Origin of the sequence: Streptomyces sclerotialus, from assembly GCF_040907265.1 — a bacterium.
Classification (GTDB): domain Bacteria; phylum Actinomycetota; class Actinomycetes; order Streptomycetales; family Streptomycetaceae; genus Streptomyces; species Streptomyces sclerotialus.
Genome location: NZ_JBFOHP010000002.1, coordinates 7324088 through 7335979 on the forward strand (window position 1 = coordinate 7324088; position 11892 = coordinate 7335979).

The 11892-nt window shown below is 71.4% G+C and carries 9 protein-coding genes and 1 pseudogene; 6 read left to right on the forward strand and 4 right to left on the reverse strand.

The genetic code is table 11. The annotated features are described in order from the left end of the window. Positions 1–300 precede the first annotated feature (300 nt). The 4 genes from crtI (at position 301) to AAC944_RS32245 (ending at position 4639) form a co-directional block, all read left to right on the forward strand. A complete protein-coding gene (crtI, locus tag AAC944_RS32230) occupies positions 301–1842 on the forward strand; it encodes a phytoene desaturase family protein (RefSeq protein ID WP_030609393.1) in 1542 nt (513 codons plus the stop codon). After that, complete coding sequence (locus tag AAC944_RS32235; protein ID WP_030609390.1) at positions 1839–2876, forward strand: phytoene/squalene synthase family protein; 1038 nt, start codon at positions 1839–1841, stop codon at positions 2874–2876. The genes crtI and AAC944_RS32235 overlap by 4 nt, the downstream gene beginning before the upstream one ends. After that, the gene (locus AAC944_RS32240; RefSeq protein ID WP_030609388.1) at positions 2873–3904 is read left to right on the forward strand and encodes a Rieske (2Fe-2S) protein; all 1032 of its coding nucleotides are present in this window, start codon (positions 2873–2875) and stop codon (positions 3902–3904) included. Before AAC944_RS32235 ends, AAC944_RS32240 begins: the two co-directional genes overlap by 4 nt. Positions 3905–4018: 114 nt before the next feature. Then, entirely contained in the window at positions 4019–4639 is a 621-nt protein-coding gene (locus AAC944_RS32245) for an L-threonylcarbamoyladenylate synthase (protein ID WP_030609385.1), read from the forward strand. A 21-nt stretch (positions 4640–4660) separates the two neighbouring features. Here the strand turns inward: AAC944_RS32245 and AAC944_RS32250 are convergent, their stop codons facing one another. The 4 genes and pseudogenes from AAC944_RS32250 to AAC944_RS32265 all read right to left on the reverse strand — a co-directional run bounded on the left by AAC944_RS32250 (position 4661) and on the right by AAC944_RS32265 (position 8638). Continuing rightward, complete coding sequence (locus AAC944_RS32250; protein ID WP_030609382.1) at positions 4661–5794, reverse strand: NAD(P)-binding domain-containing protein; 1134 nt, start codon at positions 5792–5794, stop codon at positions 4661–4663. 45 nt (positions 5795–5839) lie between these two features. Continuing rightward, positions 5840–6900, reverse strand: a pseudogene (locus AAC944_RS32255) (ABC transporter substrate-binding protein). 98 nt (positions 6901–6998) lie between these two features. Continuing rightward, positions 6999–7880: an ABC transporter ATP-binding protein gene (locus tag AAC944_RS32260; protein WP_078888330.1), complete on the reverse strand. Its 882-nt coding sequence runs from the start codon at positions 7878–7880 to the stop codon at positions 6999–7001. Further along, entirely contained in the window at positions 7853–8638 is a 786-nt protein-coding gene (locus tag AAC944_RS32265) for an ABC transporter permease (protein ID WP_037771345.1), read from the reverse strand. Before AAC944_RS32265 ends, AAC944_RS32260 begins: the two co-directional genes overlap by 28 nt. A 539-nt stretch (positions 8639–9177) precedes the next feature. On the opposite strand from AAC944_RS32265, the gene AAC944_RS32270 reads away from it, so the two are divergent. Together AAC944_RS32270 and AAC944_RS32275 are read left to right on the forward strand one after the other, a co-directional pair. Further along, the gene (locus tag AAC944_RS32270; RefSeq protein WP_030609371.1) at positions 9178–9600 is read left to right on the forward strand and encodes a secondary thiamine-phosphate synthase enzyme YjbQ; all 423 of its coding nucleotides are present in this window, start codon (positions 9178–9180) and stop codon (positions 9598–9600) included. A 962-nt stretch (positions 9601–10562) separates the two neighbouring features. After that, on the forward strand, positions 10563–11789 hold the full coding sequence (locus tag AAC944_RS32275; RefSeq protein WP_030609368.1) for a serine/threonine-protein kinase: 1227 nt from the start codon (positions 10563–10565) through the stop codon (positions 11787–11789). The last annotated feature ends 103 nt before the right edge of the window (positions 11790–11892 follow it).

An 11892-nucleotide genomic window follows, 5' to 3' on the forward strand; every position in this document is an offset into this window, starting at 1 on the left:
GCGGCACATGGCCGCGCGGTGCGTGGCCTTTCGGGCGCGCGATACAGGGCTGCCCGAAGGATTCCGTGTCCCGCGCCCACTGGAGGCGCGGCACGCGGAGGCGCGCCGACGGACGGTGTGGCTTCCGGCCACCTGGGTACCCCGGGACCGCCGGCCCCACCGGCACCGTTCCGGACGCGATCGCGCCGAAGTACGGCCCGCCCTCGTGTCGTCCGCCGTCCACGGGTCCGCGGCGGCGAAGATGGGACGGCTCGCCGCGTACAGCGTCCGCCACCCGCCCGCGGCCGACGGAGGAACACGATGACCAGGACCCTCCCCGGGCCCACCGACCACGTCGTCGTGGTCGGAGCCGGGCTCGCCGGCCTCGCGGCCGCCCTGCACCTGCTCGGCGCCGGACGCCGGGTCACCGTCGTCGAGCGCGGTCCGCTGCCCGGCGGCCGCGCCGGGCGGATCGAGCGCGGCGGTTACCGCATCGACACCGGTCCCACCGTCCTGACCATGCCGGATCTCGCCGACGAGGCCTTCGCGGCGGTGGGCGGCAGCCTCCGGGAGCGCGTCGAGCTCGTTCCCCTGCACCCCGCCTACAGAGCGCACTTCGCCGACGGCAGCAGGCTCGACGTGCACACCGGGCCCGAGGCGATGGAGGCCGAGGTCGAACGTTTCGCCGGAGCCCGGGAGGCCGCCGGCTACCGGCGCCTGCGCGGCTGGCTGGAGGAGGTCTACCGGGCACAGATGCGCCGCTTCATCGACGCGAACTTCGACTCACCGCTCCAGCTGCTCAACCCCGACCTGGCCCGCCTCGCCGCACTGGGCGGCTTCGGCCGCCTCGACGCCCGGATCGCCCGCCACCTGCACGACGAGCGGCTGCGCCGGGTGTTCACCTTCCAGGCCCTGTACGCGGGCGTCCCGCCGGCCCGCGCCCTGGCCGCGTACGCCGTCATCGCGTACATGGACACCGTCGCGGGCGTGTACTTCCCGCGCGGCGGCATGCACGCCCTGCCGCGGGCCATGGCGGAGGCCGCCGCCGAAGCCGGTGCCGACCTGCGGTACGGACACGACGTCACCCGCCTGGAACGCTCCGGCAGCCGCGTCACCGCGGTGCTCACCTCCCAGGGCCGCATCCCGTGCGACGCGGTCGTCCTCACCCCCGACCTGCCCGTCGCCTACCGGCTGCTGGGCCGCCGCCCGCGGCGCCCGGTACGGCTGCGCCACTCGCCCTCCGCGGTCGTCCTGCACGCGGGCACCGACCGCACCTGGCCGGACCTCGCCCACCACACGCTGTCCTTCGGCGGTGCCTGGCGGCGTACCTTCGACGAACTCACCAGGACCGGCCGCCCGATGACCGACCCGTCCCTCCTGATCACGCGCCCCACCGCCACCGATCCGTCGCTCGCGCCCCCCGGCCGCCACCTGCACTACATCCTGGCGCCCTGCCCCAACACCGACATCGGGCCGAGCGCCGCCGAGTGGCGCGACCTCGCGCCGCGCTACCGCGACCACCTGCTCAGCGAACTCCAGCGCCGCGGACTCGACGGCATCGCCGCCGCCGTCGAAGAGCAGTGCCTGGTCACACCGGCCGACTGGCACGCACAAGGACACGCGGCGGGCACGCCGTTCTCCGCCGCCCACACCTTCGCGCAGACCGGCCCCTTCCGTCCGCGCAACCTCGTCGGCGGCACCGAGAACGCCGTACTCGCGGGCTGCGGCACCACACCGGGCGTCGGCGTACCGACCGTCCTGCTCTCGGGCAAACTGGCGGCCGCCCGGGTCACCGGCCCGCCGCCCCGTCCCCGTACCCGCATCCGGGCCCCGCGTCCGGCCACGGAAGGCACCCGGCCATGACCGACCGCGAACTGGACGCCGCCGGCATCACCGACCCGGCCCTGCGCGCGGCGTACACCCGCTGCCGGTACCTGAACGCCCGGCACGGCCGTACGTACTTCCTCGCCACCCGGCTGCTGCCGCCGGCCCGCCGCCCCGCCGTGCACGCCCTGTACGGCTTCGCCCGCTGGGCCGACGACATCGTGGACAGCCTCGACGACGGCGCCACCGGCCCGGAGCGCCGCGAGGCACTGCTGCGGCTCCGGCGGGCCCTGGAGGACGGGCTGCGCCACGGGCACAGCGCGGAGCCCGTGGTGCACGCCCTCGCCGACACCGCCGCCCGGTACCGGATCGACCACCGCCACTTCACCGACTTCATGGCGTCCATGCACGACGACCTGGTGGTCACCGACTACGCCACCTACGAAGAGCTGCGCCGCTACATGCACGGATCGGCCGCGGTGATCGGGCTCCAGATGCTGCCGGTGCTCGGCACGGTGGTGCCCCGCGACCGGGCGGCCCCGCACGCCGCGGCGCTGGGCATCGCCTTCCAGCTCACCAACTTCCTGCGGGACGTGGGGGAGGACCTGGACCGGGGCCGGATCTACCTGCCTGCCGACCTGCTCGGCGCGCACGGCGTCGACCGGCAGCTGCTCCGCTGGAGCCGGGACACCGGACGGCCGGACCGCCGCATCACCGCCGCACTGCGGGCCGCCGAGGACCTCACGCGCGGCGTGTACCGGGAGGCCGCCCCCGGCCTGGCGATGCTCGACCCGGTGGCGCGCCCCTGCATCCGTACCGCGTTCGTGCTCTACGGGGCGATCCTGGACACCATCGCCGCCGAAGGCTACGCCGTACTCCACCGGCGCGCTGTCGTCCCCCGGCGCCGCCGGGCGGCCGTCGCCCTGGACGGCCTCGCCCGGGTGGTGACGGCCCGCCTACGGGCGGGCGGCTCGCCGCCCCTCGTAGGCGTCACAAGCCGGACCGCTGCCCTACGGCCGACAGGAGCCGCCAAAGCTGCCCTGCGGCCGGCCGGAGCGGGGGAGGCCGGATGAGCCCCGACGGCCGCCCCGTACGCGGGCGTTACCCGCTCCGCCTGCGCCGCGCCCCCGTCCCCTGGGAACGCCAGCGGCCGACGTGGCGGGACGCCAGGCCGAAGCTGATCGCCGCGGCACTCGAACGCGCGCTGGCCCGCCCGTCCGGCAACTGGTTCGTCGTCGGCGCCACCCGGGACATCGGACCCGGCCGCCCCCTGGGCCGTACGGTCGCCGGACACGAGGTGGTCGTCTGGCGCGACGCCGGCGGACGCCTGGTCGCCGGCCCGGGCGCCTGCCCCCACCTCGGCGCGCCGCTACGGGACAGCCCCGTCCGCTGCGGCCGTCTCGTCTGCCACTGGCACGGACTCGCCCTGGACGGCAGCCCGTTCGCGGGCTGGGCACCACTGCCCGTGCACGACGACGGGGTACTGGTCTGGGTACGCCTGGACGCAGCGGGCGGGGAGGAACCACGGGACACCCCGGTGATCCCGGCACGCCCGCACCTGCCCGACGCGGTGACGGCCGTCTACACCGGTACCGGCGTGTGCGAGCCGGAGGACGTGGTGGCCAACCGCCTCGATCCCTGGCACGGCGCCTGGTTCCACCCGTACTCCTTCGTGGACCTCACGGTGGTGACGGCGCCGGACGGCGGGCCGCAGGGGGCGGACACGGCCGACGACGAGGACGGGTTCGCGGTGGACGTCTCCTTCCGCCTCGCCGGCCGCCTGGTGGTCCCCGTACGCGCGGTGTTCACGGCCCCGGAGCCCCGCACGGTCGTCATGCGCATCACCGACGGCGAAGGCCAGGGCTCCGTGGTCGAGACCCACGCCACCCCGCTCACCCCCGACGACCGGGGGCGGCCGCGCACCGCGGTGATCGAAGCGCTGGTGGCGGCCTCCGACCGCCCCGGTTTCGCGGCAGCGCGCAAGGCGGCCCCCGCCCTGCGCCCCCTCATGCGGGCCGTCGCCGGCCGGCTGTGGCGTGACGACCTGGCCTACGCCGAACGCCGCTGGGAACTACGCAGCACGGGCCGCTTCCCTGGCTGAACCACGAGCCGGACGGGGCGGGCGCGACGCCCGTACTCGCGCGGGGCGGTGACCGCAAAACGCGTACCGGCCATGCTGGTACGGGTTTTCGATCACATGGCCTAGGCTCGACGGATGGCGAAGTACTTCGACGTGCACCCCGAAAACCCGCAACCGCGCACCATCGGCACTGTGGCCGACAGCATCCGGTCCGGCGCGCTCGTCGCTTACCCGACGGACTCATGTTTCGCCCTCGGATGCCAGCTGGGCAGCCGTGACGGCATCGACCGGATCCGCTCGATCCGGCAGCTCGACGACCGTCACCACTTCACGCTCGTGTGCCAGAACTTCGCCCAGCTCGGCCAGTTCGTCCACATCGACAACGACGTGTTCCGGGCCATCAAGGCCGCGACGCCCGGGAGCTACACCTTCATCCTCCCGGCGACGAAGGAGGTGCCGCGCAAGCTGCTCCACGCGAAGAAGAAGACGGTGGGCGTCCGCATCCCGGACCATGCCGTCGCGCAGGCCCTCCTCGCCGAACTGGGCGAGCCGCTGCTCTCCAGCACCCTCCTCCTGCCCGGCGAGGACGAACCGCTGACGCAGGGCTGGGAGATCAAGGAACGGCTCGACCACGTCGTGGACGCGGTGGTCGACTCGGGCGAGTGCGGCACCGAGCCGACCACGGTCATCGACTTCTCCGGCAGCGAGCCCGAGCTCGTACGCCGGGGCGCGGGCGACCCCTCGCGCTTCGAGTGAACCCCCGATCCGTCGGCGGAGTCAGGCGGCGACCGGCTCGGCTTCCAGGAGCTGTCGTATCTCCCGGGCCGCCGCCCGGCCCGCCCGGTTGGCGCCGATGGTGCTGGCCGAGGGGCCGTAGCCGACGAGGTGGACGCGGGGGTCGTCGGTGACGCGGGTGCCGGACATCCGGATGCCGCCACCGGGTGCGCGCAGGCGCAGCGGGGCGAGATGATCGATGACGGGCCGGAAGCCGGTGGCGAGAACGATGGCGTCGGCGTCGTAGCCGGTCACCCCGTCGTCCCGCACTCCCTCGGCCCACTGCACGCCCGTTCCGGTGATCCGGTCGAACATCGGCCGACGCACGAGCACCCCGCGCTCCCGGGCCCGGCGCAGCTCCTCGGTCATCGGCAGTCCGGTGACCGAGACCACGCTGCGGGGCGGCAGGCCCTGCCGGACCCGGTCCTCGACCAGGGCCACCGCCGCGCGGCCGCGGTTCTCGTCGAAGGGACCCGCGCGGAAGGCCGGCGGCCGCCGGGTCACCCAGACCGTGTCCGCCGCGACCTCGGCGATCTCCATCAGGTGCTGTACGGCGGAGGTGCCGCCGCCGACCACGACGACCCGCCGCCCGGCGAACTCCTGCGGACCGCGGTAGCCGGCGGTGTGCAGCAACCGCCCGCCGAAACGCTCCTGACCCGGGAAGTGCGGCCAGAACGGACGGTCCCAGGTACCGGTCGCGTTCACCAGCGCCCGGGTGGCGTACGTACCCTCCGAGGACTCGACGAACAGCCGGCCGGGCGGACTGCCGAGTGGACGGCCGTCCGGTTCCGGCCCCGGACGTACCGCGGTGACGTGCACCGGACGGTGGACGCGCAGCCCGAAGGTGTCCTCGTACGCTCTGAAGTACTCGCCGATGACCTCGGCGGACGTCCGTGCGGCGTCCGCCCCGGTCAGTTCCATCCCGGGCAGCGCATGCATCCCGTGAACCTTGCCGTAGGTCAGGGTCGGCCAGCGGAACTGCCACGCGCCGCCCGGACGCGGCGCGTGATCGAGGACGACGAAGTCCTGGTCCGGGACGTAACCCAGTCGCCGCAGGTGGAACGCCGCGGCGAGACCGGCCTGACCTGCACCGATGACGACGATGTCGACGTCACGGACCCCGCTGACATAGTTCATGTTTCTACTAACAGAGGCGGGGCCCGCTGTCTTCCCGTTTCTTCCCTAGTCGCCCCTGCCGTACGACCGCGGGGCGGTGCTGGAGGGCGGCAGATCACCGTTGAAGCGCGTGTCGACGAACTCCTCGAAGGAGTACGCGCGCGGGATCAGCTTGATGTCCGCGAACGTGTCGACGATGCGCTGCTCGGAGGCGACGGCTGCCTTGTCGACGGCGACCGGTACGGCCGTACCGCGCGTACGCCGTACCGCGTCCAGCGCCACCTTCTCCGGCAGCCCGGTCTCCTCGGCCCACACCTCGGCCCACCGCTGCGGGTGCTTGAAGACCCAGTCCTGGGCGCGCCGCAACCGTTCGTTGTAGTCCTTCAGAGCCGCCGACCTCTTCTTGTCGTCGAGCGCGTCCGGCGCTGCCACCTGGAACGACAGGCCGTTGACGACGTCCTTCCCGGTGGTCAGCACCCGAGCGTCGGCCTGGTCCAGCGCCTGCGAGGTGTACGGGTCCCACACCGCCCAGGCGTCCACCCGGCCCCGCGTGAACGCGGCCAGCGCATCGGCCGGCTGCAGATAACTGAGCTTGACGTCCTCGGTCGTCAGACCCGCCTTCTTGAGTGAGGCGACGAGCTGGTAATTGGCCGAGCTGCCCTGCGCCACCGCGATCGTCCTGCCCTTGAGCTGGGCCGGCCGCTTCAGCGGCGAGTCCTTCTTCACCAGGATCGTCTCGCCCGCCGATGAGCTGTGCGTGGCGGCGATGACCTTGAGCTTCTGCTGCGCGGCGGCGGCGAAGACCGGCGGTGTGTTGCCCACCCCGCCGATGTCCACGGCACCCGCGTTGAGCGCCTCCAGCAGCGGCGGGCCGGAGGTGAAGGTCGACCACTCGATGCGGTACGGCAGATCGTCCAGCTCCCCGGCGGCACGCAGCAGCGCCTCCGAACCGCCCTTCTGATCCCCGACGCGCAGCGTGAGCGCCCCCTTGCCGTCGGTGCCACTGCCCTTACCGGCGGCGCCCCCTCCGCCCGGGACGCACCCCCGCACGCCGTCAGCAGCAGCACGAGGGGGAGCAGCAGGGCGACGGCCGGGGCAAGGGCCGGGGCCGGTCGGCGGGATCTCATCACGGTGGGTCCGTTCCTCGTCGTTCCGTGGGTGATGCGGTGCGCTGTCGTGGGCGCCGTGCCGTTCGGCGTTCTCCGCGACGTCCTGCTGCTGCCCATCAGGCTTCGCCCTTCGCCGTGCGGGACGTCGCCGTACCGGCCGCCGTACTGACCGCCGTAGGGACAGTAGGGACAGTGGGGACAGTGGGGACAACAGGAGCATCGGCAGAGGTATCCGGCTCGACGTCCTCGGCCACGCCCAGTCGCTCCAGGAGCCGGCTGCGCAGCGCGGCGAAGCCCGGACTGGTGATGTCGCGGGGGCGGGGCAGGTCGATGGCGGTCTCGTACGCGATCACACCCTCGTCCATGACCACCGCCCGGTCCGCGAGCAGCAGCGCCTCCTCCACGTCGTGGGTGACCAGCAGCACCGCGCAACCACGCTGCTGCCACAGCTCGGCGACCAGCCGCTGCGCCTTGATGCGGGTCAGCGCGTCCAGCGCGCCGAAGGGCTCGTCCAGCAGGAGCAGATCCGGCTCGCGCACCAGAGCACGCGCCAGGGACGCGCGCTGGGCCTCGCCACCGGAGAGCGTCTTGGGCCAGGCGTCGGTACGGTGCGCGAGTCCGACCTCGCCCAACGCCCGCTCCGCGACGGCACGTCCGGGACGGCCCGGCAGCCCGAGCAGTACGTTGCGCCACACCTTCTTCCAGGGCATCAACCGCGGCGCCTGGAAGGCGACGGCCGAGCGGCGCGGTACCGACACCTCGCCCTCGATCTCCCGGTCCAGCCCGGCCAGCACCCGCAGCAGCGTCGACTTGCCGCACCCACTGCGCCCCAGCAACGCGACGAACTCGCCTGCCCGCACGTTCAGTTCGAGGCCGTCGATGACCGCCCGCCCACCGAACGAACGGGTCAGCCCGGCCACGCGCACAGCGGCGGAAGCGTGGGTTCCCTCCACCGTCTTCGTCGTCGGGCTCACTGCCCCGTGAACGTCGGTCGCCATTGCAGCAGCAGCCTTTCGAGGGTACGGACAAGGAAGTCGGCGAGCAGACCGAGCAGTGCGTAGACGATCAGGCACACCACGATCACATCGGTACGGAAGAACTCCCGGGCCTGGTTCATGAGGAAGCCGATGCCGTCGTCCGCGTTGACCGACTCGCCGAAGACCAGCGCGAGCCACGCGGTGGCCAGCGAGTACCGCAGCCCGGTCATCGCGCCGGGCAGCGCCCCGGGCAGTACGACGTGCCGGATCAGCCCCCACCGCCCGAGCCCCAGCGAGGACCCCGCCTCGACCAGCTGGGCGTCCACGCCGCGGATCCCGGCGTACACGTTCAGATACAGGTGGAAGGCCACCCCCAGCGAGATCAGCGCGATCTTCGGTGCCTCGCCGATGCCCAGCCAGATGATGAAGAGCGGGATGACACCCACCCACGGGACGGACCGCAGCATCTGTACGGTCGCGTCCACCAGGTCCTCACCCAGCCGCGACAGCCCGGAGACGAGCGCGAGCGCGACACCGGCGATGCCGCCCAGCAACAGGCCCACCAGTACGCGCTGAACGGATACCAGCATCGCCGACGGCAGGGTGCCGTCGGAGATGAGGCTCCCGGCGGTACGGGCGATGGTGCCGGGCGAGGCGAGTACGTCGGGATGCAACACCCCCGTCCCACTCAGCACCTGCCACAGCACGAGCAACCCCACCGGCCCCACACCACGCCGCAGCCACCGCGGAACAGACCGGCGACGCGCCGACACCGGCACAAGAGTGACGAGCTCAGGAACGGACGGGAAAGAGACGCCTGAGGCGGAGACGCCTGAGGCGGAGACGCCTGAGACAGAGGCGACTGAGGCGGAAGAAACGGTCTCTCTCCGAGACACATCGGGTGGTGAGGACGACTGATCGGCTACGACGGCCTGATCGAGCGGCATGAAAGCTCCACGAGCAGAGGCAAGAACGGGGGAGCGGGAGCGGCGGCAATGCGGCCCACGCACGCATCAGAAAAGAACACAACGACGCGGAAACACCGCAACACGCAAACACCACGCGGTGAGACCGCGCCGAAGAAGTGAGAGGATTCAGCGCATCGGCTGAGAGCGCGTCAGCAGCCGCCGGGACAGCCGGCGGAAGCCACCCGCAGCAGGTCGATGTGACCGCGCGTGGTGAGCAGGGCTGACGTAAACATGTCGCTGAACGTAGCCGCGCGGCCCGGACCGGGTCAATCGCCGTCTCGGCCAGTGGACCTTTGTTGCGGCCGTGTGTCAGTTCGGCCCTTCCCGGCGGATCACCGATCATGGGGAGCATGGGTCACGCATTCACGACACACGTACTGAACATCACCACCGGCTCCGACGAGACCGTGTACGACCTCACCGCAGACTGCTCGGCATTCCTCGCCGAGGCGGCGGCCGGCCGCGACGGCCTGCTGAACGTCTTCGTACCGCACGCCACGGCCGGCATCGCCATCATCGAGACCGGCGCGGGCAGCGACGACGACCTGCTCTCCGCACTCCGCGACCTGCTCCCCGCCGACGACCGCTGGCGCCACCGCCACGGCAGCCCCGGCCACGGCCGCGACCACGTCCTCCCCGCCTTCGTCCCACCCCACGCCACCCTCCCCGTCGTAAACGGCCACCTCGAACTGGGCACCTGGCAGTCGGTATGCCTGGTGGACACGAACGGGGACAATCCGAACCGGCAGGTTCGGTTGAGCTTTCTTGGCTAGGGCGCTGGTTCGGTACGGACTGTAGAGGCGAAGCCCGGCCGCACCAAGCCCAGGGCCTCCCGTGGGGGGAGGCCCTTCGAAGCGCCGATTCAACGAGGTCAGACACTTCGAATGCCGCCACGTGACGTCCGGAGTGTTGATCTCATGCGACTAGAACGGTCGTCCAAAACGGGACAGGGCGGTCCCGCCGCCCCGGAGTACGCAGCGGCGGCAGGGCCAGGAGAGGGCTAGGGCGACGCAGGTGAGGGGCTGACCTGCAAAGCCGAGTTGTTCGTACCGGTGACATCGTGACGAGACCGAGCACGCAGAACCACATGGAGGTGCCTGGCGGCTTCTCCCCGAACGCGGTCCGCACCTGGCGGCGGCGTTTCCTGCAGCCTGGCCCGGACGGTCTGGCTTACGACGCGGCACGGTGTCCAGCGCAAAATCACGGCCGCGAAAGGCTCTCGTCAAGACGTCGAAGAACGCCACTCGCTGATGCCTCATAGTCAAGACCTGGACACTGACTCAGAGATATACCGGTCCCCTATGGAGCGACTGTTGCCGCAGTGGGCAGGTGCCGTCATCGCCGACGACTGGACTCAAGATGCTCACCTCAGTAGCAGAACAACAGCGGCAGGCCTGTCCGTCGGACGACAACATGGGTGGTCGGCTCCGCATGGCCGGAGAACGCCGAGGGCAGGGGAACATCACTTTCCTCGGCGACCCGCTGGTCCTGCTTAGATATGCGGACGGAACGATATGGCAGGTCCGGGGCATGATGCTCCTTTCAGAGCGGCCTGGCTCCGGACATGGAGCGGAAGTTCCTTCCCGGGCCGAAGGATCACTTCCTGCTGAGGGATTACGATCACTACACTGTAGGAGTGATTCGGCAGGGCCTATGCCGCTCGCGCCCTTCGTTGGCTGAGGTGTAGCGCACGCGCCGGGAAGACTGTGCTGTTGTTGGGGAGTCGGGGGATGCGGTGAACGACGGGACGTTACCGCGGCGTATCGGTCCTTATCTCGTCGAGCGGCGGCTCGGCGCGGGCGGGATGGGGGAGGTGTACCTCGCCTACTCCGTTGCGGGGGAACCGGTCGCTGTGAAGGTCATCCGACCCGACCGCACGGACCCGCATACTCGTGCCCGTTTCGAGCGCGAGGCGGACCTCGCGCGTACCGTCTCAGGGACCGGTCGCGTAGCCCGTTTCATCGACGCGGACCCGTTTGCGGAGCAGCCTTGGCTGGCCATGGACTACGTCCCCGGACGTTCGCTCTCCGATGTCGTGGGGAACCACGGCCCCCTTGTCGCGCCACTCGTGGCGAGCCTCGGGGCGCTGTTGGCTGAAGGTCTCGCCGCCGTACATTCAGCGGGCCTGGTGCACCGGGACCTCAAGGCGCAGAACGTCATCCTGGGCGACTTCGGCCCAGTGATCATCGACTTCGGACTCGGTGCCTTCCTCGGAGTCTCCAAGGGGTCGCTCACCCAGGCCGGCTCGGTCATCGGTACGGTGCGCTGCATGCCGCCCGAGCAGGCTTTGGGGGAGGCGGACGTGACGCAGGCCGCCGACGTATACGGTCTGGGCACGGTACTCCTGTACGCGGCGACCGGGCACTATCCGTACGACGGCGTCCGGTGGGAGGCGGTGGCCGCGCAGGTGGTCAACCCCGAGGTCGGCCCCGATCTGTCCGGGTTGCCCGACGAACTCGCTCCCGTCGTGACGTCGATGTTGGCGCACAAGGCGGATGACCGCCCCTCCCTAGAGCGGGTGACCCGGCAGTTCGCCGATCTCATGCGGCTTCTGGGTACGAGTCCGGCTCGCGCACGACGGGCTCTGATCCAAGAGACGACGGCGAAGGATTACCCCACATCGGTGTTGCCGCAGCCGGATGCGCCGATGCTGGATCGGCTCGACTCGCTCGAGAGGTTGCTGCGTGAGGAATCGGCGTCGGAGAAGCGGTATCCACCAGTCCCGCCGACCATTGGTCAGCCGGGAACGGATGTTGTGGCCGCGACCGCCGTTGAGACTCGTACCCCGGCCGTACCCGAGTCCGGGCGTGGAGGGACGGTAGAGCCCGCACCGAAGCAGCTGGCCACTTCTTCGCCGTCTCCTGTGGCGAAACCGGGCCGCCCTCCCGCTTCCCGCCGGGTTGCCGAGGAGCTCCGCGAACGTTATGCGATGAGGCCTTCGCTCGCTTGGGCGAAGCGCTGAATCGCTGCCATCCTCGCTTCTTCCCGCCGACGCCCGGTCAGGCGCGGTACACAGACGAGGGATCGCCTTATCTCTCCAGTATCCGCCTTGGCGGCCATGGCCG